Origin of the sequence: Caballeronia temeraria, assembly GCF_001544795.2 — a bacterium.
GTDB lineage: Bacteria > Pseudomonadota > Gammaproteobacteria > Burkholderiales > Burkholderiaceae > Caballeronia > Caballeronia temeraria.
This window is the reverse complement of the sequence record NZ_FCOI02000019.1, coordinates 120,430-141,474: the sequence shown is the minus strand read 5'-3', so window position 1 is coordinate 141,474 and position 21,045 is coordinate 120,430. Positions and strand designations below refer to the sequence as shown.

Genomic DNA, 21,045 nt, shown 5'->3' with positions numbered 1-21,045 from the left:
GGGATCAGAACACCGTCGGATCGACGGCGTCGGTGGATGTTTCGGGCGCGGCGGCCTTCATCTGCCGATAGATACGCCAGCCTTCCCATCCGGCGAGCGCGAGACCGCCCCATTTGAGCACGGGCTTCGCGCTGCGCAGCAGCTTCGTTCGCACCGGCTTGGTGAGCACGAGCGACGCGAGCGAGCCGATGACCGGATACTGCTTCAGCAGCAAGCCGATGTTGCCCGAACCGAGCAGCGAAGCGAGCATGCCGCCGATGCCGCCCGCCGATGCACCGCGCCGCTTGCCCCAGCGACGCGATCCGCCGCCGCCCGGCATCAGGAAGCGCAGCACGCTGAAATGCGTGACGGACGCGCGCAGATCGTGCGTGGCTTGTCGCAGTTCCATGCGCTCGACATCCGCGCGGGCGATCAGCAGTTCCTTGCGCAGCGCGCGCATGTGCGGCGTGCGCAGCTTCTGCATCTTGGCGCGCTTGGGCGTCTTGAAAGTGTCGTCGTTTTGGCTCATGGCTTGGTCTGGGCGCGTGGATCAGCGGAAGGTGTCGCGGTCCTTGCGGAATTCGGCGAGCGTGTCGTCGAACATGTTCGGCGCGTCGCGCAGGTTGCTGCGGGCACGCAGGCCGCATCCGATCGCGATCAGCGCGTACAGCAACGTGATGCCGCCGAGCGCCTGCCAGCGATACGTGTCCCAAAAGAAAATGGCGATCAGCACCGTCAGCGAGATGAGCGCCATCATCGCGAGCATCATGGCGGCGAGACCGAGGAAAAGCACGCCGATGAGCCGTTCCTTTTCCTCCTGAAGCTCGATGCCGATGAGTTCAAGGCGCGTCTCGAAGATGGCGAAGGCGGAGCTCAGGATTCGTCGCAACGGTCCCGGGGAGGATTGCTGCGTTGGCCGTTCTGTCGTCATGGCTTGAATGCGAGAAGCGCGTTGGTGCCGCTTTTTGTAGTTCCGGTCGGCGCGTGAAGCAGCCGGCCGGTGCGAGTGTCGAGCCGCGCGCCCGGGCAAGGCGCTCGCGGTTCAGTCCAGCGGGGACCACGACAGACAGCACGCTAGCAATCTGCGGGCCATCGGACCGGGAGGACGGCTGCTTACTTGCGATTGATCAGAAGCCCGATCACCATGCCGAGGCCCGCCGCAATCCCGATGGACGCCCACGGATGCTCGTGCACGTAATCGTCGGTGGCGCGCGCGGCCTTTTTGCCTCGCTCGATCACAACGACCTGCGCGTCGGCCGCTTTTTCCTTCGCCTGCTTCAGCCGGGTGAGGGCGGTCTCGCGCAGTTCGGAAGCGCGTTCACCGGTGGCGGTAGCCGCTTGCTTCAAGAGATCTTCGGCGTCAGCGAGTACTGATTTGATATCCGACATGAATCGCTCCTTATTGATTTCTGACATTAAAGGCTCCAATCGGTAAGGCTACGCAAATCGTAACCAAAGATGGGATCGCTGACGAGGAGGCGTATGTCCTGCCGCGCGGACTGACGCAGATTCCGTTCCAGTCGCGTCAAGTCGCGCGCGCGAGCCTTCCGCCTCGTCAATATATCGACAACACTTCGAATGGATACGATCTGACCCGTAAAAGTTTCAGGCGATTATCGAAAGTTACACGCGAGCTTGCCCGAAACCAAAGCGCGAAAAGAAAAGGGGCCGACGCAATCAGCGCCGGCCCTCATCGCGTGTGAATGAAGCTTGTTTAGAAAAACGCCTGAATGCCGGTTTGCGCGCGGCCGAGAATCAGCGCGTGAATATCGTGCGTGCCTTCGTACGTGTTCACGACTTCGAGGTTCACGAGATGACGCGCGACGCCGAATTCATCGGAGATGCCGTTGCCCCCGAGCATGTCGCGCGCGAGCCGGGCGATGTCGAGCGCCTTGCCGCACGAATTGCGCTTCATGATCGACGTGATCTCGACGGCCGCCGTGCCTTCGTCCTTCATGCGGCCGAGGCGCAGCACGCCTTGCAGGCCGAGCGTGATTTCGGTCTGCATGTCGGCGAGCTTTTTCTGGATGAGCTGATTTGCCGCGAGCGGACGGCCGAACTGTTTGCGATCCAGCGTGTATTGCCGCGCCGTGTGCCAGCACGCTTCCGCCGCGCCGAGCGCGCCCCAGGAAATGCCATAGCGCGCCGAGTTCAGGCACGTGAACGGACCTTTCAGGCCGCGCACGTTCGGCAGCATGTTTTCTTCGGGGACGAACACTTCGTCCATCACGATTTCACCGGTGATCGACGCGCGCAAGCCGACCTTGCCGTGAATCGCCGGCGCCGACAGACCCTTCCAGCCTTTTTCGAGGATGAAGCCGCGAATCTCGTCGCGGCCGTCTTCTTCGAGCTTCGCCCAGACGACGAACACGTCCGCGATCGGCGAGTTCGAAATCCACATCTTCGCGCCGGACAGCGAGAAGCCGTTCTGCACTTTCTTCGCGCGCGTCGTCATGCTGGCGGGATCGGAACCCGCGTTCGGCTCGGTGAGGCCGAAGCAGCCAATCCACTCGCCGCGCGCGAGCTTCGGCAGATATTTTTCCTTCTGCGCGTCGCTGCCGAAGGTGTTGATCGGCACCATCACGAGCGACGACTGCACGGACATCATCGACCGATAGCCCGAATCCACGCGCTCCACTTCACGCGCGATCAGCCCGTAGCAGACGTAGTTGAGACCCGGACCGCCGTACTGCTCGGGAATCGTCGGGCCGAGCAGACCGAGTTCGCCCATTTCGCGGAAGATCGCCGGATCGGTCTTTTCCTCGCGAAACGCCTGCACGACGCGCGGCTGGAGCTTGTCCTGCGCGTAAGCGTGCGCGGCGTCGCGCACCATGCGTTCGTCTTCGGTCAGTTGCTGATCCAGCAAGAGCGGGTCTTCCCAGTTGAAACGGGCGGCGTCGGCCATGTGCTATCTCCTGATTTCATCGAAAAGCGCCGGAAGCGGATCGGTTCGACAAGCCTGTGCGATCGGCCGGCGCGTGAGGCGCTTGACATGAGTTCCGCTAAGCGAAACAATGTTTTGCAAATCAGCCTTGAGTCTATCACCCGATGCCGACAGATTCCAATCGAAATTCCTCGCGTCACGTATCGTCCGAGGACATCGACGAGCGCAAGTTCGTCGTCGCACTCGCGCGCGGCCTCGATTTGCTGCGCGCGTTCCGTCCCGGCGAGACGCTGCTTGGCAATCGCGATTTCGTCGAACGCACGGGCCTCGCGAAGGCGACGGTCAACCGGCTCGCCTATACGCTGACGACGCTCGGCTATCTGCGCTTCGATGAACCCGCCGGCAAATACGCGCTCGATACGGGCGTGCTGTCGCTCGGCTTCACGCTGCTCGCGGGCGCGGACACGCTGGAACTCGCGCGGCCGCACATGCGCGTGCTGGCGCGGGAAATCGGCGCGGCGGTGTCGCTCGGCTGCCGCGACGGGCTCGACATGATCTATCTGGAAACCATTCGCAGCGAGACGGCGCTCACGCTCGGCCTCGCGCCCGGCTCGCGGCTGTCGATGCTCACGAGCTCGATGGGCCGCGCTTATCTCGCCGTGCAGGATGCGGCCGCGCGCGAGGCGCTGTTCGACGAACTCGGCAGGAACGAAGACGCGGCGCAGGTCGATGCCGCCCGCCGCTCGATCGAGGATTTCGCGCGCGACGGCTGCTGCTACTCGTTTCGCGAGTGGCACGACGACGTGAACGCCATCGCCGCACCGTTCCGCGACCTGCGCAACGGACGCTGGCTCGTGCTGTCGAGCAGTGGGCCGGCGTCGTCGATGAGCGAGGCCTATTTCCGCGAGACGATCGGCCCGAAGCTGAAGGCGCTCGCCGCGCGTCTCGCGTAGACGCTCAAAGCACCGTCCGGACGTGCCAAAGCTCCGGAAACAGCACGACATCGAGCATCTTGCGCAGATACGACGCGCCTGCGGTGCCGCCCGTGCCGCCCTTGAAGCCGATGATGCGCTCCACCGTCGTCACGTGCCGGAAGCGCCATTGCCGGAACGCGTCTTCCAGATCGACGAGCTCTTCGGCCATCTCGTACAAATCCCAGTGATGCGACGGATCGCGATACACTGCGAGCCACGCCGCCTCGACCGACGGATCGTGCGTCGTCGGCTGCGTCCAGTCTCGGTTCAGGCGCGCCGGATCGATCGCGAAGCCGCGCCGCGCGAGCAGACGGATCACTTCGTCGTAGAAGGAGGGCGCTGCGAGCGTCTCGCGCACCTGCTCGAGAATCTCCGGCCGATGCGCATGCGGCTTTAGCATCTGCTCGTTCTTGTTGCCGAGCATGAACTCGATCTGCCGATACTGATGCGACTGAAACCCCGACGACTGCCCGAGATACGGGCGCATCGCGGTGTATTCGGAGGGCGTCATCGTCGCGAGGACGTTCCACGCCTGCACCAGTTGCTCGAAAATCCGCGACACGCGCGCGAGCATCTTGAACGCGGGCGGCAATTCATCGCGATGCACGGCCGCGAGCGCCGCGCGCAATTCGTAGAGCGCGAGCTTCATCCACAGTTCGCTCGTCTGATGCTGCACGATGAACAGCATCTCGTTGTGATCCGGCGAGAGCGGATGCTGCGCGTTGAGGATTGAGTCGAGACCGAGGTAATCGCCGTAGCTCATCGAATCGGAGAAATCGAGCTTGGCGTCGTGCCAGCCTTTTTCTTCGATGTTCGCGCCGTGGCCGAAAGGGCAGCCTTGTGTATTGCTCATGTCGACGTTCCTCTCAGGTCACCGATGCGCGTTCGGCGAATTCGGGCGCGCGCCAGCTTTCGGTCGCGAGCACGTCGCGCAGGACTTCGACGGCGTCCCAGACATCGACGAAACGCGTATAGAGCGGCGTGAAACCGAAGCGCAAAATGCGCGGCTCGCGATAATCGCCGATCACCCCGCGCGCGATCAGCGCCTGCATCACTTCATAGCCGTGCGGGTGCTCGAAGCTCGCCTGCGAGCCGCGTTGCGCGTGATCGCGCGGCGTCGCGAGCGACAGCGGGAATTCGCCGCAACGCTCCTCAACGAGCCTGATGAACAGATCGCTCAACGCGAGCGACTTGCGGCGCAGCGTCTGCATATCGGTTTGCAGGAAGACGTCGAGTCCGCATTCGACGAGCGACATCGACACGATCGGCTGCGTGCCGCAAAGAAAGCGGCCGATGCCGTCGTCCGGCCGATACACCGGGTTCATCTCGAACGGCTTCTTGTGCCCCCACCAGCCGGAAAGCGGCTGCGAGAACGCGTTCTGATGCCGCTTCGGCACCCACACGAACGCGGGCGATCCCGGTCCGCCGTTCAGATACTTGTACGTGCAACCCACGGCGTAATCCGCGCCGACGCCGTTCAGATCGACGGGCACCGCGCCCGCCGAATGCGCGAGATCCCAGACGGCGAGCGCGCCCGCGCGATGAATCATCGCGGTCAGCGCGGCCATGTCGTGCATGTAGCCGGTGCGGTAGTTGACGTGTGTGATCATCGCGATGGCGGTGTTCTCGTCGATCGCGGCGGGCAGCTCCGACGGATCATCGACGAGACGCAGCTCGTAGCCGCGATCGAGCTGCTCGATCAAACCCTGCGCGATGTACAAGTCGGTCGGAAAGTTCGAACGTTCGGAGACGATCACGCGCCGTTTCGGATCGCGCTCGTTCGCGAGCTTGAGCGCCGCCGACAGAATCTTGAAGAGATTCGCGGAAATCGTGTCCGTGACGACGACTTCGTCTTCGCCCGCGCCGATCAGCGGCGCCATCTTGTTGCCGAGGCGCTTGGGCAGCGCGAACCAGCCGGCCGTGTTCCAGCTGCGGATCAGGCCTTCGCCCCATTCGGCGGCGATGACGTCGGCGGCGCGCGCGGCGGCGGCTTTGGGCGGCACGCCGAGCGAATTGCCGTCGAGATAGATCACGCCATCGGCGAGCGCGAACTGGTCGCGCAGCGCGCGCAGCGGATCGTCGCGGTCGAGCGCCGCGGCTTCGTCACGATGTTTCATCGAAAAGTCCATAAATTTGAGGATCATCAGGAAAGCGGACGCAGAACGGCGCGAACGGGACTCGCATCGAGCATCGAGAATTTGAGCGGCAGGGCGATCAGTTCGTAGTCGCCGGGCGCGGCGGCGTCGAGCACGAGGCCTTCGAGGATCGCCATGCCGTGGGCGCGGATGCGCTTGTGCGCGTCCATCGACTTCGAGTCTTGCGGATCGAGCGAAGGCGTATCGATGCCGACGAGCTTCACGCCCTTGCCGGCGAGCAAGTCGATGGTTTCCGGCGCGACGGCGGTGAACGCGCTGTCCCACGCGTCGAGCGGCGCGTGCGCGTAAGTGCGGAGCAGAACGCGCGGCGGACAATCGGCGAGCTGCGCGGCGACGTGCTCGGGCGTCACGAGCGGCGATGCGCCGATGCAGTGCACGACCCGGCACGCACCGATGTACGTATCGAGCGCGACTTCGCCGATCGGCGCGCCGTGCGGGTCGTAGTGGAGCGGCGCGTCGGCGTGGGCGCCGGTGTGCGGCGAGAGCGTGAGTCGCGCGACATTGACGGGCGAGCCCGCTTCCATGCGCCACACGCGCTCGATGCCGACCGGCGTATCGCCCGGCCAGACGGGCGTGGCGGTATTGATCGGCGGAGAAATATCCAGAAGCGTCATGACGCGCCCTAGCAGAAAGCGTGGAGATGCGTCAAATCATAGTCGTGTCATCTTGAAAAGTGCTTGCGAAATAACCACCCAAAAGTGTCGCGCTTAGAACATAATTCGATGAAACGGGCTAGGGGACTCAAAAAATGACCGGCTTCACGCTCGATGCAACGGATTGCCGAATTCTGGCGGTACTGCAGGAAGATGGACGGATCAGTAACCTGGACCTGGCGGAGCGCATTTCGCTCTCGCCATCGGCGTGTCTGCGCCGAATGCGGCTGCTGGAGGAGGAAGGGGTGATCGCGAGCTATCGCGCGTGCCTCGACCGCGAGCGGCTCGGCATCGAACTGGAAGCGTTCGTCCACGTCTCGATGCGCAACGACCAGGAAAACTGGCACGAGAAGTTCGCCGCCGCGGTGCGCGAGTGGCCCGAAGTGGTCGGCGCGTTCGTCGTCACCGGCGACACGCATTATGTGCTGCGCGTGCTCGCGCATAACCTCAAGCACTACTCCGACTTCATTCTCTCGAAGCTATACAAGGCGCCTGGCGTGATCGACATCCGCTCGAACATCGTGCTTCAGACGATGAAAGACGACGCGGGCGTGCCGGTCGCGCTGATCGAGCAGCCGGGACGCCCGCACGCGCCCTGAGGCGTTATTCGAGCGGCCCCAGCGTGTGGAAGGCGCCCGCCTGAAAGACAAGCGGCGCGACCTGCGCCGCGTCTTCGCGCACGCCGCAACGCTCCACTTCGCCGACGAAGATCACGTGATCGCCTTCGTCGTAGCGGCTGCGATTGTGGCATTCGAACCACGCGAGCGCGCCGTCGAGCACGGGCATGCCGGTGTCGCCGGCGGCGTGCGAGACGCCCGCGAAGCGGTCGCCCTTGACCGTCGCGAAGCGCTTGCACAAGTCGATCTGCGACGCCGCGAGCACGTTCACCACGTAATGGCTATTCGCGCGGAATACCGGCATCGATGCCGATTTCGTCGCGAGACTCCACAGCACGAGCGGCGGATTCAGCGACACCGAGTTGAACGAACTCGCGGTGATGCCGATCAACTGGCCGGACGCCGTGCGCGTGGTGATGACCGTGACGCCGGTCGCAAACTGGCTGAGCGCGGCGCGAAACGCGGTCGGGTCGAAATTCGGGGTTTTGGCGCGTGTCATTCGGCAGATGAGCAGGCAAATGGGCGGTCGAGTGTGTCGTGTGCTACCGAGCCGGCCGCGCGTCGCGCTTCAGTCGGAAGAACCTTTTCAAAAGTCATGTAAAAGCTGGAGATTTGTGTCGATTCTATCGGAATCGGCTGTCGATGGCCCCCAAACGCCCCATGGCGGCAGCAAGTTTTCTGCTGCGCAGGGGCGTTCTGCGCGGCGCAGGCAAACCCGGTAAGCTCGATTCCTCGCGTCCGGAAGATTGAAGAACGGGCGGATGCATCCATATGCATGATCCGCGGCCTGGCCGCATGCACTTGATGAGGAGTTGCGCCTTATGACCCAACCTAAACTTGAGACCGCGACGCTCGGCGGCGGCTGTTTCTGGTGCACCGAAGCCGTGTTTCTTGCCGTGCAGGGCGTGGAGTCGGTGGAATCGGGCTATGCGGGCGGCAAGGTCGTGAATCCGTCGTATGAGCAGGTGTGCAGCGGCGACACTGGCCACGCGGAAGTGGTGCAGGTCGTGTTCGATCCGTCCGTCATCGGCTATCGCGAAGTTCTCGAGATTTTCTTCGCGACGCACGATCCGACCCAGCTCAACCGGCAAGGCAACGACGTGGGCACACAGTATCGTTCGGCCGTGTTCACGCATTCGGACGAGCAGCGCAAGACGGCGCTCGAAGTCATCGACGCGTTGCAGCGCGAGGATGTGTTCGGCGGCAAGATCGTCACGCAGGTCGTGCCGCTCGACGACGATTACTATCCGGCCGAGGCGTATCACCAGAACTACTTCGCGCAGCATCCGAATCAGGGCTATTGCGCGGCGGTCGTCGGGCCGAAGGTCGCGAAGTTTCGCAAGAAGTTCGCACATCGACTGAAGGCGTGATGCGCGTCTAGCGTCTAGCCGATCCGCGCGCGCTCGCATTCCTGCGCGATGCCGCGCGCGAGTTCGAAGCAGGTGAGCGGCGCGGAACCTTCCGCCTTGTTGTTCGCTGCGATCACGACCGGCTGGCCCGCGATCGCATAACGCGCGGCCAGTTCGGCGAGCGCTTCGCGTGTGTCGATGTCTTCATCGACGATCTTGTCGAACGGCTCGTACTTCGCTTTCGCCTGCTCATAGCGAAAGCCGCTGTGCAGACTCCAGCGCACGACGAGCGGTCCCGTCTTCTCTTCATCCAGCAGCGCGAGCGCCTTTGCCTGACGGCGCACGTCCGGCATGCGCGCATGCACGCCGATGCAATAGCGCACGTTCGCATCGCGCAGTGCGCGGATGAAACGCGGCGTGAGCATGACCGCATCGCGGATCTCGACTGCGTAGCACGCGTCGCCTGCGAGCGGCGGCAGCGCGTGCAGAAACGCCGACAGCCGGTCGATGAAACGCGCCGGCTCGACGATCATCGCGTCGGGCAGCGGCGAGAACTGGAACACGAGCGCGCCCGCTTTCTCGCCGAGACCGCCGATGCACGGCGTCACGAAATCATCGATGGCGATTTGCGCGTTCAGGAACGCCGGGTTCTCCGCGCCGGGCGTGCCGCGTTCGCCGCGGAAGAAGGCATCGGTGACGGAGGCGGGCGCTTTCACGATGAAGCGGAAATGCGCGGGCACTTGCGACGCATGGCGCGCGTAGTCGGCGAGCGAGAGCGGCGCGTAGAACGAGCGGTCGATCGACACGCTCTTCAACAGCGGATGCGCGCCGTACGCGGTGAGGCCGTCGCGGGAGAGTTTGGTGCTCGAATAGTCATCGCCATAGACGATGCCGCGCCAGCCGGGAAACGACCATGTCGATGTGCCGAGATGGATCGCATCCGGAAGGCGCTTTGCGAGGGCTTCGAGCTCGGGCTGCGCGGGCGCGGGAAGGACGCCGCGGGGCTTGGGCGCTTTGGATGGTTTTGCCGGTGTCGCGGGTTTTGCGGCTTCGGCGGGAGCCGGCGCGCCGAACAGATCGCTCTGTTCGGCAGGCTCATCGTGTATGGACGGTTGAATCAGAGCGCCTTCTCGTAGATATACCGCCGCGACCACGGCAGCGTCGTCGCACTGCGTCCTGCCTTGCGGCAGATCACCTGATAAATCGACACATCGTCGTTCTCGAACGCGTACGCGCAGCCCGCGAGATACACGCGCCAGATGCGGAAGTGTTCGTCGTCGACGAGCGTCCTCGCTTCCTCGGCGTTCTGCTCGAAGCGCTCGGCCCAGACGTCGAGCGTTCGCGCGTAATGCCGCCGCAGACTTTCGACATCGATCGCCTCCAGCCCGCCGCGCTGCATGCATTCGAGCGCGAGGCTGATGTGCGGCAGCTCGCCGTCCGGAAACACGTATTTGTCGATGAACTCGCCGCCGCCGAGCGAGGTCTCGCCGCTGTCGGCGTCGGACGACGTGATGCCGTGATTCATCGCGATGCCGTCATCGACGAGCAAATCCCGGATCCTCGCGAAGTAGCCCGGCAGATTCTTGCGCCCGACGTGCTCGAACATGCCGACGCTCGTGATGCGGTCGAACTGGCCCGGAATATCGCGGTAATCCTGCAGGCGAATCTCGATCTGATGCTCCAGGCCCGCTGCTTTCACGCGCTCGGTCGCAAGCTTGAACTGATTCTCCGAAAGCGTGACGCCCACGCATTGCGCGCCGAACTTCTGCGCCGCGCGGATCACGAGCGCGCCCCAGCCGCAGCCAATATCGAGCAGACGCTGCCCCGGCTGTACCTGAATCTTCGTGAGAATGTGGTCGATTTTCTTTAACTGCGCGGTGTCGATGTCTTCGTCGCCGTTCTCGAAGTACGCGCACGAGTACACCATGTTCTTGTCGAGCCAGAGCTGATAGAACTCGTTCGACACATCGTAGTGGTACTGAATGGCTTTCTTGTCCGACGTCTTCGAGTGGTTGAAGTAGCGCCGCACGCGGGCGAGCTTGCTCGCGCTCGTCACGGTGCTTTTCGCGAGCCCGTAGCTGATGTTGATGATGTCGGACAGCTTTCCTTCGATGTCGATCTTGCCCTTCACGTAAGCTTCGCCGAGATTGTCGAGACTCGGTTCGAGCAGATAGGGCAGCGCGGTCGCGCTCTTCACGTGCAGTGTCACCCGAGGGTCGGCGAACTGGCCGAAATCGTGCTGCTGGCCGTCCCACAACACGAGGCGGGCGGGCAGGTCGGCCCGCGCGCGCACTTCCTCAACCCACTGCGTCAGCTTCTTCTCCCAGAACATGCTTGTTTCTCCGCGCTAAGAAAATCAAGGTGAAGGCTCGCGCCTTCATGTTCGTTGCCGTTGCGATCTCGCTTGCTGCCAATGCCCGCGCTCTTTTGAATTACGGCGCGAGTCTCATGATGTGCCACGGGCCGAGCGCATCGCCCCGTGTATAGACGATGCGGTCGTGAAGACGCGAGGGGCGTCCCTGCCAGAATTCGACGGTATCGGGCACGAGACGATAGCCGCCCCAGTGCGGCGGGCGCGGCGGCGCATCGCCGTACTTCGCGGTCATCTCGCGCTCGCGTGCTTCCAGCGTCTCGCGGCTTTCGAGCGGCTGACTCTGATCCGATGCCCACGCGCCGATGCGCGAACCGAGCGGGCGCGACGCGTAATAAGCATCGCTCTCCTCATCGCTCGTTTTTTCGACGCGGCCTTCGATGCGCACCTGACGTTCGAGCTCGATCCAATGGAACAGCAGGCTCGCCGCGGGATTCTCGGCGAGTTCACGGCCTTTACGGCTATCGTAATTGGTAAAAAAAACAAAACCACGTTCGTCGACGCCCTTGATCAGCACGATGCGCGCGGACGGCCGGCCCTGGCCATCGACGGTCGCCAGGGTCATGGCATTCGGCTCGGGCAGCTTCGCATCGAGCGCCTGGGCGAACCAGGTCTGGAACTGGCTGACCGGATTCGGGTCGACGTCGGTGGCATCGAGCGCGCCACGCGAATAATTTTTGCGAAGGTCTGCGAGGGTCGTCATGTTTTATGCAAGCGCTACAGTCGGGTCAGTATAGCCAAGGTGAATCGATCTTGCCCTGATTACCCATGTACGCGCTGCGCGCCGGCGGAGCACGACGCTTGCCGCTATCACGTTCATGGTTTCGATAAGGCAGAATACGCAATTCGATCGAATTTTGCATGATCGGCCTACTACGTTGGCAAACTCGATAGCCGTCTGTAAGCGTTGCTTGACGCAGCACAACCAGCGGCACATTTAGGCACCTTTAAGTTTGCTTTCAATTGGCTCGATCTCACGCTTGCGCACGACATGAACGCTCCATCCGACACCGTTGCAACGCCCTCAACCGATGAACTCGCCGACCGCGACCGGCGCTTCGGCGGCATCGCTCGCCTGTATGGCGCGCCCGCGCTCGCCGCGTTCGAGCGGGCGCATGTCGCGGTGATCGGCATCGGCGGCGTGGGATCGTGGGTTGCCGAGGCGCTTGCGCGCAGTGCTGTCGGCCGGCTTACGCTGATCGACCTCGACAATGTCGCCGAAAGCAACACGAACCGGCAGATTCACGCGCTCGACGGCAATTACGGCAAGGCGAAAGTCACAGCGATGGCCGAGCGCATCAAGCAGATCGATCCGGCGTGCGACGTGCGGCAGATCGAGGATTTCGTCGAGCCGGGCAATTTCGAAGCAACGCTCGGCGGCGGTTTCGATTACGTGATCGACGCGATCGACAGCGTGCGCACGAAGACGGCGCTCATCGCGTGGTGCGTGGCGCGCAAGCAGGCGCTCATCACGGTCGGCGGCGCGGGCGGGCAACTCGATCCGACGCGCATTCGCATCGACGATCTCGCGCTCACGATTCAGGACCCGCTGCTCTCGAAAGTGCGCGGCCAGTTGCGCAAGCTGCACGGTTTTCCGCGCGGACCGAAGGCGCGCTTCAAGGTGAGCGCGGTGTATTCGGACGAACCGCTGATCTATCCCGACGCGCCCGCGTGCGATATCAGCGAAGGCGCCGAGCATCTCGAAACCGGCGCGAATTACGCGGGGCCGGTCGGCCTCAATTGCGCGGGTTTCGGATCGAGCGTGTGCGTGACGGCGAGCTTCGGCTTCGCGGCGGCCGCGCATGTGCTGAGAGCGCTGGCGAAGCGCGCCGCCTGAAACGAAAATGGCCAGCTTCGATAGCTGGCCATTTTTTCATCCGACGCCGCCAATCGTTCAGTTGATCGCCGCGCTCAATTTGCGCCGCCATTGCGACACGATATCCGGCTGATTCGCGGCGAGTTCGAACACGGACAGCATCGTCTTGCGGCCGACGTCGTCCATGAAGGCGCGGTCGCGCACGACGATCGCGAGCAGATGCTCCAGCGCGCCCGCGTAATCGCGGCCCGCGATCAGCCGGTTGGCGAGCGCGAAGCGCGCGTCGAGATCGTCGGGGTTTGCGTTCACCGCGTCGATGAGCGCGTCGGCGGGCGGCAGATCGGCGGCGGCATCGGCGGCATCCAGCTCCGTTTTCAACGCGTTGTAGCGCGCGTCGATGCCTTGCGTCGTCTTCGGCGACAGCAGCTTGTCCTCGGCCTTCGCCTCGTCGATGCGGCGCTCCGCGATCAGCCATTCGATGAGATCGAGGCGCGCATCGTCATAGCCCGGATCGAGCGCGAGCGCGGCCTTGATCGTGTCGATCGCGAGCGTGCGGTTGCCCGCGGCCCATGCGGTTTGCGCGGCGTGGCGTTCGGCATCGGCGCCGGCGGGCACGAGCCGGTCGAGAAACTCGCGCAACTGGCCTTCCGGCAGCACGCCGATGAACTGATCGACGGGCCGTCCTTCCGCGAATGCGATCACGTGCGGAATGCTGCGCACCTGAAAATGCGCGGCGAGTTCCTGATTCTCGTCGACGTTCACCTTGACGAGCTTCCAGCGGCCGCCGGCTTCGGCTTCGAGCCTCTCCAGCATCGGTCCGAGCGTCTTGCACGGGCCGCACCAGGGCGCCCAGAAATCGACGAGCACGGGCGCGAGCATCGACGCGTTGATGACATCGTTCTCGAATGTAGCGAGGGTCGTATCCATGCGTTTTCTCCTAATGCTTGCGGTCGATCCCGACTACATGGGGACGATCCGCGCGACTCTCAAGCGCGCACGCACGCGTCATGCCTCGGGCGTGCGATTCTCGCGGCGCTGCGGCGGCAGCGGAATGAATTCGGTCTCGCCGGGCACGTGGCCCATGCGCTGCTCGCTCCACGCGATCTTCGCGGCATCGATCTTCTCGCGCGAACTCGACACGAAATTCCATTCGATGAAGCGCGGCCCGTCGAGCGGCGCGCCGCCGAGCAGCATCGCGACGGCGCCGTTCGCGCTTTGCAGTTTCACGTCCGCGCCGGGCGTGAGGACGGCCATCTGCTGTTCGGGCAGCGCGACGCCGTCGATCGACAGCGCGCCGCTCACGAGATAGACGCCGCGTTCCTCGTGCTCGGTGTCGAGCGTGAGCGCGCTGCCGGGCGCGAACTGCGCGGCGACATAGAGCGTCGGCGAGAACGTGCGCGTGGGCGCCTTCGCGCCAAACGCCGTGCCCGCGATCACGCGCAACGTGACGCCATCGCGCTCGATCTGCGGCAGGGCGGCCGCCGCGTGATGCTCGAATGCCGGTTCGACGTCCTCGCTCGCGGCGGGCATCGCGACCCAGGTCTGGATGCCGTGCATCGTCTGGCCGGCGGCGCGTTCTTCGTCGGGCGTGCGTTCCGAATGGACGATGCCACGGCCCGCGGTCATCCAGTTGACGTCGCCGGGAACGATCTTCTGCACCGAGCCGACGCTGTCGCGATGCATGATCGCGCCGTCGAACAGATACGTGACCGTTGCGAGACCGATATGCGGATGCGGCCGCACGTCCAGTCCCTTGCCGGGCACGAGCGTTGCGGGACCGATGTGGTCGAAAAAGATGAAGGGTCCGACGGTGCGCGCCGCGAGCGCGGGCAGCACGCGCCGCACCATGAGGCCGCCGACGTCGTGTTCATGTGGCTTCAGCACTGCGCGGATCGTCGAAGACATGGCGGGTTCCGGAAGGAAAGATCGCGCGCCGGTATGGCGCGTGGATGCATCGATTCTACTTGCCGATGTCGCGCGGCGCAGACGTGCCGCCTGGACTTCTCGTTTTTCGGTCGCCGCGCGCGCCTTTAGTCAAGCGCGTGGCGTCGTGCAACTTTCGCAACGTGACAATCTGGATAGGGAGTTGAAAATGAGCAAGAACACGCTTTTGATCGCCATCACCGCTGGCCTTTTCACCGCGACGGCCGCAACGGGTGCATTCGCGCAAACCTCGTCGGGCAATTCGTCGGCGGCGATGGGCAACGACGCCGCCGGCGCCACCGATAACTCGTCGGCCATGACGCCCAAGAAGCAGAAGATGCACAAGCACACGGCCAAAACGACGGCGACCAAGAAGACGCCGGCCACCGAAACCGGCAATAACTCGGGCACGGAATCCGGTCAGACGAAGTAAGCGTCCGGCCGCAACACCGAAACGCTGCATCGAAAGCGCTCGCGCCATTCATAGGCGCGGGCGCTTTTTCGCGCTTTCGTCATGCTTCGCAGGATTTGACAAGCCCGCCGCCGCGCCCTCCGCTACACTTTACGGCTCGCCAACGCTGCGCATGACTCGAGGGAAAGCGCGATGTCGCCAAAGGATTTGCTGATTGCATCGGTAGTCATTCTCGCGTGGGGCGTGAATTTCGTCGTCATCAAGCTGGGATTGCACGGTGTTCCGCCGATGCTGCTCGGCGCGCTGCGTTTCGCGCTCGCCGCCCTGCCGGCGATCTTCGTGAAGCGCCCGCAGATTCCGCTGCGCTGGCTCTTCGCCTACGGCCTCACCATTTCCCTCGGGCAGTTCGCGCTGCTCTTCTACGGCATGTATGTAGGGATGCCCGCCGGGCTCGCGTCGCTCGTGCTGCAGGCGCAGGCGTTCTTCACGCTCATCTTCGCGTCGATGATGCTCGGCGAGCGCATCCGCGCGGCGAACGTCGCCGGACTCGTGATCGCGGCAGCGGGGCTCGCGCTCATCGGCATGCGCGGCGGGCAGGCGATGACCATCACCGGCTTTCTCTTCACGCTCGCCGCCGCGGCGATGTGGGCGCTCGGCAATGTCGTGACCAAGCGCATGGGCAAGGTCGATCTGCTCTCGCTCGTCGTGTGGGGCAGCCTGATTCCGCCGCTGCCGTTTCTCGCGCTGTCGCTGATCTTCGAAGGCCCGGCGCGCATCGAGTCGAGTCTCGCGTCGGTCCCGCTCGTGTCCGTGTTCGCGATTCTCTACCTCGCGTTCGTCGCGACGATCGTCGGTTACAGCCTGTGGGGAAAATTGCTCGCACGCTATCCGGCGGGCAGCGTCGCGCCGTTCTCGCTGCTCGTTCCGGTGATCGGACTGGCATCGGCGGCGGTGTTTCTCGGCGAGGGATTGAGCGCCGCGCAGGTGGCGGGCGCGGCGCTCGTGATGGCGGGACTGGCCGTGAACGTGTTCGGCGCGCGGCTCGTCCGGCGCATCCTGCCGGCGCGCTGAACGAAGCGCGCCGCGCGTTGGCGCCTTACGTCATGCGGCTCTTGGCGAGCGGCGGATTCGCCGCGAAGTAGCGCTTGATGCCTTTAAGGATGGCGTTGGCCATCTTGTCGCGATAGGCGTCGTCGTTCAGGCGCGTTTCCTCGTCGGGATTGCTGATGAACGCGGTCTCCACGAGAATCGACGGAATATCCGGCGCTTTCAGCACGGCGAAGCCCGCCTGCTCGACCGAGCCCTTGTGCAGCTTGTTGATGCCGCCGATCTCGTTCAGCACGAAGCTGCCGTAGCGCATCGAATCGCGGATCTGCGCGGTCGTCGACATGTCGAAGAGCGCGCGGTTCACGCTCGCATCCTGCGACTTCACGTTGATGCCGCCGACCTGATCCGACGCGTTCTCCTTGGCCGCCATCCAGCGCGCCGCCGCGCTCGACGCGCCGTGCTCCGACAGCGCGAACACCGACGAGCCGCGCGCATCGGGCGACGTGAAGGCATCCGCGTGAATCGACACGAACAGGTCCGCCGAGACGCGCTGCGCCTTCTGCACGCGCACGTTGAGCGGCACGAAGAAGTCGGCGTCGCGGGTCATCATCGCGCGCATGTTGGGCTGGGCGTCGATCTTCGCGCGCAGCTTCTTCGCGATGTCGAGCGCGATGTGCTTCTCGTACGTGCCCTGGCCGCCGATCGCACCGGGGTCTTCGCCGCCGTGACCGGGATCGATCGCGACGGTGAGCAGACGCGTCGTGCCGGGCGCCTGCTTGGGCGTCGAGAAGGTGTACTGGTCGCCGTCCTCGTCCTTCTTCGCGATGACGGGCGGCGGCGCCGGCACGCGGGGTTTCGCGGCGGGTTTCGGCGCAGGCGCGGTGTCGGCCGGCGTGTCGTCCTGCGCGTACTTCTGGAAAAACTCGTCGGTGGAATCGGGCGTGGCCGGCTTTTGCGCGGTCGCCGGGCCGGAGAGCGTCGCGGGCGGCGGCGCGGAAGGACTCGGATTCGCGCGGTCGAGCGCTTCCTGCTTGCGCTCGGTCTGCGCGAGCAGTTCCATCAGCGGATCGGGCGCGACGGCCGGATACAGGTCGAACACGAGCCGGTACTTGTAGCTGCCGATCGGCCCGAGCGTGAACACCTGCGGCTTCACCGAGCCTTTCAGGTCGAACACCATGCGCACGACATGCGGCTGATACTGGCCGACGCGCACCGCCTGAATCTGCGGATCGTTCGGCGTGATCTTCGAGACGAGATCGCGCAGCGCCTGATCGAGATCGATGCCGGAGAGATCGACGACGAGCCGGTCCGGTCCCTGCAACAACTGATTGGCGTTCTGGAGCGGCTGGTCGGATTCGATCGTCACGCGGGTGTAATCGCGCGCGGGCCACACGCGCACGCCGAGCACGCTACTCGCATGCGCGAGCTTCGGCGCGACGAGCGCGAGCACGAGCGTCGATGCGCCCGCGCGCAGCACCTGGCGGCGTCGCCAGTTGTGCGGCGCGCCGGCGCTCGACTCGATCGAATGAAATGGCTTGATCAACATCTTTCGAGACATGACTTTCCTGTTTCGCTAAACGCCCGCGCGGTCAGCACGCGGCCTTCGTCGATCGACGTTCCTTCGTCCGGCAGGGACAGCGTGAATTCGAGGTCCGGCACGCCGAGCAGGCCGCCCGCCTGTTGCGGCCACTCGACGAGGCACACCGCGCCCGCATCGAAATATTCGCGAAAGCCGGCATCGGCCCATTCGGCCGGATCGGCGAAGCGATAGAGATCGAAGTGATAAACGTCGAGCGGCCCGCTTTCGATGACGAGCGAATACGGCTCGACGAGCGTGTAGGTCGGACTCTTCACGCGGCCCGCATGGCCGAGCGCGCGCAAGGTCGCGCGCACGAGCGTGGTCTTGCCCGCGCCCAGATCCCCGATCAACTGGACTTGCAGACCGTGAAATCGTTCAGACGAACTGTGCGATGCGTGTTGCCGGATGGCGTCGATGGCGTGCGCGAAGCGTTCTCCGAATGCGAGCGTCGCGGCTTCGTCGCGCAGGTCGAAGCGGCGTTCGAGAAGCGCGGGAGGAAGGTCTTGCGTCGTTCGTACGGGGCTTTCGGGCATTGCTCGTAAAATGTCGTGATGAACCGATTGCCGGCACATTCCGTTGAAGTCACGACCGCGTCCAGCGACGCCGCCGCTGAATCCGTTTCAGAGTCTCGCGTTTTCGATCTCGATGAAAACGCGCTGGCAGAACTCGCGCAGCGCATCAAGGCATGGGGGCGCGAGTTGGGGTTCGGTGCGGTCGGTATCAGCGATATCGACCTGACGGACGCCGAGAAAGGCCTGAATGACTGGCTCGAAGCAGGCTATCACGGCGAAATGGATTATATGGCCAAACATGGTATGAAACGCGCAAGACCGGCCGAGCTTGTGGCCGGCACGCGACGTGTCATCACCGCGCGCATGGCCTATTTGCCCGCGGCAACGCTCGCGAAAAAGGGCGCTGAAAGTGTCGCGACAGCCGATGGTCAGAAGAACGACTGGCGCGCGATCGAATGGTCGCGGCTCGCGAAGCCCTCGCAGGCGATGGTCTCCATCTACGCGCGCGGCCGCGATTATCACAAGGTCATGCGCAACCGGCTGCAGCAACTGGCGGAGCGCATCGAGCAGGAAATCGGGCCGTTCGGGCATCGCGCGTTCACGGATTCCGCGCCGGTGCTGGAAGTCGCGCTCGCGCAGAAAGCGGGCAACGGCTGGCGCGGCAAGCACACGTTGCTGCTCGATCGCGATGCCGGCTCGCTCTTCTTTCTCGGCGAGATTTTCGTCGATGTGCCGTTGCCCGTCGATCCGCATCCCGAACAGGAGGGCGCGCATTGCGGGCAGTGCACGCGCTGCATCGGCGCTTGTCCGACGGGCGCGATCGTCGCGCCGTATCGTGTCGATGCGCGGCGCTGCATCTCGTATCTGACGATCGAACTGCACGGCGCCATTCCCGAAGCGATGCGTCCGCTGATCGGCAATCGCGTGTATGGCTGCGACGACTGCCAGCTCGTCTGTCCGTGGAACAAGTTCGCGCAGGCCGCGCCGGTCGCGGATTTCGACGTGCGGCACGGGCTGGATCGCGCGACGCTCGTCGAGCTGTTCGCGTGGAGCGCGCAGGATTTCGACACGCGCATGCAGGGCAGCGCGATCCGGCGCATCGGGCACGAGCGCTGGCTGCGCAATATCGCGGTGGCGATGGGCAATGCGTTGCGCGCGCCGTCGCTCGATGCGGGCGAGCGCGAGGCGATCGCCGACGCATTGAACGCGCGCGCGGACGATCCCTCGGAACTCGTGCGCGAGCACGTTCGCTGGGCGCTGGAGCAAGCATGAAGCACACCCCGTTCGATGCCGTGATCGACGCGCCGTTCGGCAAGGTCGGCATTCGCGCCGATGCGCAATGCGTGCGCGAGATCGTCTATCTGCCCGACGATGTCGAGAGCATCGCGCCTCACGAAGCGCTCGCGATAGAAGCCGCCGAGCAGATCCGCGCGTATTTCCACACACCTTCGATGCGCTTCGACCTGCCGCTCGCCATGCGCGGGACCGCGTTCCAGCAGCGCGTGTGGCAAGGCATTTCCGGCATCGCGGCGGGGCAGGTCTGGACCTACGGCCAGCTCGCGCGCGCGATCGGCAGCGTGCCGCGCGCGGTCGGGCAGGCGTGCGGCTCCAATCCGCTGCCGATCGTGATACCGTGCCACCGGGTAGTGGCCTCGGGCGGGATCGGCGGTTTCGCGCATCATCCCGGCGAAGGTTTTTATCGCAACGTGAAGCGCTGGCTGCTGGCGCACGAAGGTGTATCGATCGCATGACGAGTGCAACGACTGAAGTAATTCAAACGCCGGAACTGAACGCGAGTCAGGACGCGATCGACCTCTTTTGCGATGCGCTCTGGCTCGAACACGGCCTCGCCAAGAACTCGCTCGAAGCGTACCGGCGCGACCTCAAACTCTTCGCGGAATGGCTCGGCAAGACGCGCGGCGCGTCGATCGATACCGCCGCCGAAGCCGACATGAACGGCTACATGGCCGCGCGCCGTGGCGACAAGGCGACGTCCGCGAACCGGCGCCTGTCGGTCTTTCGCCGCTATTACGCGTGGGCGCTGCGCGAGCATCGCGTGTCCTCCGACCCGACGCTCAAGCTGCGCTCCGCCAAGCAGCCGCCGCGCTTTCCTTCGACGCTCAACGAGGCGCAAGTCGAAGCGCTGCTCGGCGCACCCGACATCGACACGCCGCTCGGACTGCGCGATCGCACGATGCTCGAACTGATGTACGCGAGCGGCCTGCGCGTGACCGAGCTCGTCACGCTGAAGACGGTCGAGCTCGGCCTGAACGAAGGCGTCGTGCGCGTGATGGGCAAGGGCTCGAAAGAGCGCCTGATTCCATTCGGCGAGACCGCGCACGACTGGCTCGAACGCTATCTGCGCGAAGCGCGCCAGGTGCTGCTCGGCGCGCGTTCCGCCGACGCGCTCTTCGTCACCGCGCGCGGCGAAGGCATGACGCGCCAGCAGTTCTGGAACATCATCAAGCGCCATGCGCTGAACGGCGGCGTGCACGCGCCGCTCTCGCCGCACACGCTGCGTCATGCGTTCGCGACGCATCTGCTCAATCACGGCGCGGATTTGCGCGTCGTGCAACTGCTGCTCGGCCACTCGGACATCTCGACGACGCAGATCTATACGCACGTCGCACGCGAGCGTCTGCAGAAGCTGCATCGGGAACATCATCCACGCGGATAACGTCATTCGCGAACGATCGTGCCACGGCCGTGTTGCGCGGCATATTCGGCCGAATGGCCGATGGTGAGCGCCCCGGCGCGCCGCTACAATGCGTGG

24 protein-coding genes are annotated in these 21,045 nt (G+C 64.4%); 9 read left to right on the top strand and 15 right to left on the bottom strand.

The features are described 5' to 3' along the window. Positions 1–4 precede the first annotated feature (4 nt). The 4 genes from AWB76_RS25035 to AWB76_RS25020 form a co-directional block, all read right to left on the bottom strand. Complete coding sequence (locus AWB76_RS25035) at positions 5–508, bottom strand: DUF3318 domain-containing protein (protein WP_061162821.1); 504 nt, start codon at positions 506–508, stop codon at positions 5–7. 21 nt (positions 509–529) lie between these two features. Next, a complete protein-coding gene (locus AWB76_RS25030) occupies positions 530–910 on the bottom strand; it encodes a phage holin family protein (RefSeq protein WP_061162820.1) in 381 nt (126 codons plus the stop codon). A 182-nt stretch (positions 911–1,092) separates the two neighbouring features. Continuing rightward, positions 1,093–1,395: an ElaB/YgaM/YqjD family protein gene (locus tag AWB76_RS25025; protein ID WP_035500744.1), complete on the bottom strand. Its 303-nt coding sequence runs from the start codon at positions 1,393–1,395 to the stop codon at positions 1,093–1,095. Positions 1,396–1,693: 298 nt separating this feature from the next. Further along, on the bottom strand, positions 1,694–2,884 hold the full coding sequence (locus tag AWB76_RS25020) for an acyl-CoA dehydrogenase (RefSeq protein ID WP_061162819.1): 1,191 nt from the start codon (positions 2,882–2,884) through the stop codon (positions 1,694–1,696). Positions 2,885–3,027: 143 nt separating this feature from the next. On the opposite strand from AWB76_RS25020, the gene AWB76_RS25015 reads away from it, so the two are divergent. After that, on the top strand, positions 3,028–3,816 hold the full coding sequence (locus AWB76_RS25015; protein ID WP_061162818.1) for an IclR family transcriptional regulator: 789 nt from the start codon (positions 3,028–3,030) through the stop codon (positions 3,814–3,816). Between the two features lie 4 nt (positions 3,817–3,820). On the opposite strand, the gene kynA is transcribed toward AWB76_RS25015, so the two are convergent. The 3 genes from kynA to kynB are packed head-to-tail and all read right to left on the bottom strand — an operon-like array spanning position 3,821 to position 6,607. Further along, entirely contained in the window at positions 3,821–4,690 is an 870-nt protein-coding gene (kynA, locus tag AWB76_RS25010) for a tryptophan 2,3-dioxygenase (protein ID WP_061162817.1), read from the bottom strand. Between the two features lie 13 nt (positions 4,691–4,703). Further along, positions 4,704–5,954: a kynureninase gene (gene kynU / locus AWB76_RS25005; RefSeq protein WP_061162844.1), complete on the bottom strand. Its 1,251-nt coding sequence runs from the start codon at positions 5,952–5,954 to the stop codon at positions 4,704–4,706. A gap of 26 nt (positions 5,955–5,980) precedes the next feature. After that, positions 5,981–6,607: an arylformamidase gene (gene kynB, locus AWB76_RS25000; protein ID WP_061162816.1), complete on the bottom strand. Its 627-nt coding sequence runs from the start codon at positions 6,605–6,607 to the stop codon at positions 5,981–5,983. Positions 6,608–6,741: 134 nt separating this feature from the next. On the opposite strand from kynB, the gene AWB76_RS24995 reads away from it, so the two are divergent. Then, complete coding sequence (locus AWB76_RS24995) at positions 6,742–7,245, top strand: Lrp/AsnC family transcriptional regulator (protein ID WP_061162815.1); 504 nt, start codon at positions 6,742–6,744, stop codon at positions 7,243–7,245. Positions 7,246–7,249: 4 nt separating this feature from the next. Here the strand turns inward: AWB76_RS24995 and AWB76_RS24990 are convergent, their stop codons facing one another. Then, entirely contained in the window at positions 7,250–7,762 is a 513-nt protein-coding gene (locus tag AWB76_RS24990) for a flavin reductase family protein (RefSeq protein ID WP_061162814.1), read from the bottom strand. Positions 7,763–8,084: 322 nt separating this feature from the next. Here AWB76_RS24990 and msrA point away from each other — a divergent pair, with 322 nt between their 5' ends. After that, positions 8,085–8,633, top strand: coding sequence for a peptide-methionine (S)-S-oxide reductase MsrA (msrA, locus tag AWB76_RS24985; RefSeq protein ID WP_061162813.1), 549 nt, complete (start codon positions 8,085–8,087; stop codon positions 8,631–8,633). Between the two features lie 14 nt (positions 8,634–8,647). Here the strand turns inward: msrA and AWB76_RS24980 are convergent, their stop codons facing one another. The 3 genes from AWB76_RS24980 to pdxH all read right to left on the bottom strand — a co-directional run bounded on the left by AWB76_RS24980 (position 8,648) and on the right by pdxH (position 11,686). Beyond that, positions 8,648–9,733 carry a DUF72 domain-containing protein gene (locus tag AWB76_RS24980; RefSeq protein WP_061162843.1) on the bottom strand — a complete coding sequence of 362 codons (1,086 nt, stop codon included), beginning with the start codon at positions 9,731–9,733 and terminating at the stop codon, positions 8,648–8,650. After that, positions 9,730–10,944 carry a class I SAM-dependent methyltransferase gene (locus AWB76_RS24975; protein WP_061162812.1) on the bottom strand — a complete coding sequence of 405 codons (1,215 nt, stop codon included), beginning with the start codon at positions 10,942–10,944 and terminating at the stop codon, positions 9,730–9,732. The genes AWB76_RS24980 and AWB76_RS24975 overlap by 4 nt, the downstream gene beginning before the upstream one ends. Before the next feature lie 100 nt (positions 10,945–11,044). Then, on the bottom strand, positions 11,045–11,686 hold the full coding sequence (pdxH, locus tag AWB76_RS24970) for a pyridoxamine 5'-phosphate oxidase (protein WP_061162811.1): 642 nt from the start codon (positions 11,684–11,686) through the stop codon (positions 11,045–11,047). A gap of 288 nt (positions 11,687–11,974) precedes the next feature. Between pdxH and AWB76_RS24965 the strand changes: the two genes are divergently transcribed. Next, on the top strand, positions 11,975–12,820 hold the full coding sequence (locus AWB76_RS24965; RefSeq protein ID WP_061162810.1) for a tRNA threonylcarbamoyladenosine dehydratase: 846 nt from the start codon (positions 11,975–11,977) through the stop codon (positions 12,818–12,820). A 57-nt stretch (positions 12,821–12,877) separates the two neighbouring features. Here the strand turns inward: AWB76_RS24965 and trxA are convergent, their stop codons facing one another. Then, on the bottom strand, positions 12,878–13,726 hold the full coding sequence (gene trxA, locus AWB76_RS24960) for a thioredoxin (protein ID WP_061162809.1): 849 nt from the start codon (positions 13,724–13,726) through the stop codon (positions 12,878–12,880). 78 nt (positions 13,727–13,804) lie between these two features. Continuing rightward, positions 13,805–14,704 (bottom strand): pirin family protein, encoded by a 900-nt coding sequence (locus tag AWB76_RS24955; protein ID WP_061162808.1) that lies wholly within the window; start codon positions 14,702–14,704, stop codon positions 13,805–13,807. Between the two features lie 187 nt (positions 14,705–14,891). On the opposite strand from AWB76_RS24955, the gene AWB76_RS24950 reads away from it, so the two are divergent. Both AWB76_RS24950 and AWB76_RS24945 read left to right on the top strand, forming a co-directional pair. Beyond that, the gene (locus AWB76_RS24950) at positions 14,892–15,155 is read left to right on the top strand and encodes a hypothetical protein (protein ID WP_061162807.1); all 264 of its coding nucleotides are present in this window, start codon (positions 14,892–14,894) and stop codon (positions 15,153–15,155) included. A gap of 171 nt (positions 15,156–15,326) precedes the next feature. Beyond that, on the top strand, positions 15,327–16,205 hold the full coding sequence (locus AWB76_RS24945) for an EamA family transporter (RefSeq protein WP_061162806.1): 879 nt from the start codon (positions 15,327–15,329) through the stop codon (positions 16,203–16,205). A 25-nt stretch (positions 16,206–16,230) separates the two neighbouring features. On the opposite strand, the gene AWB76_RS24940 is transcribed toward AWB76_RS24945, so the two are convergent. Continuing rightward, positions 16,231–17,739 (bottom strand): N-acetylmuramoyl-L-alanine amidase, encoded by a 1,509-nt coding sequence (locus tag AWB76_RS24940; protein ID WP_061162805.1) that lies wholly within the window; start codon positions 17,737–17,739, stop codon positions 16,231–16,233. Then, the gene (gene tsaE / locus AWB76_RS24935; RefSeq protein ID WP_061162804.1) at positions 17,721–18,293 is read right to left on the bottom strand and encodes a tRNA (adenosine(37)-N6)-threonylcarbamoyltransferase complex ATPase subunit type 1 TsaE; all 573 of its coding nucleotides are present in this window, start codon (positions 18,291–18,293) and stop codon (positions 17,721–17,723) included. The genes AWB76_RS24940 and tsaE overlap by 19 nt, the downstream gene beginning before the upstream one ends. An 18-nt stretch (positions 18,294–18,311) precedes the next feature. Between tsaE and queG the strand changes: the two genes are divergently transcribed. From queG to xerD, 3 genes are read left to right on the top strand one after another with little or no spacing between them, the layout of a single operon-like run. Continuing rightward, complete coding sequence (queG, locus tag AWB76_RS24930) at positions 18,312–19,544, top strand: tRNA epoxyqueuosine(34) reductase QueG (protein ID WP_061162803.1); 1,233 nt, start codon at positions 18,312–18,314, stop codon at positions 19,542–19,544. Next, positions 19,541–20,023: a methylated-DNA--[protein]-cysteine S-methyltransferase gene (locus tag AWB76_RS24925; protein ID WP_061162802.1), complete on the top strand. Its 483-nt coding sequence runs from the start codon at positions 19,541–19,543 to the stop codon at positions 20,021–20,023. Before queG ends, AWB76_RS24925 begins: the two co-directional genes overlap by 4 nt. Continuing rightward, positions 20,020–20,949 (top strand): site-specific tyrosine recombinase XerD, encoded by a 930-nt coding sequence (gene xerD / locus AWB76_RS24920; RefSeq protein ID WP_061162801.1) that lies wholly within the window; start codon positions 20,020–20,022, stop codon positions 20,947–20,949. Before AWB76_RS24925 ends, xerD begins: the two co-directional genes overlap by 4 nt. The last annotated feature ends 96 nt before the right edge of the window (positions 20,950–21,045 follow it).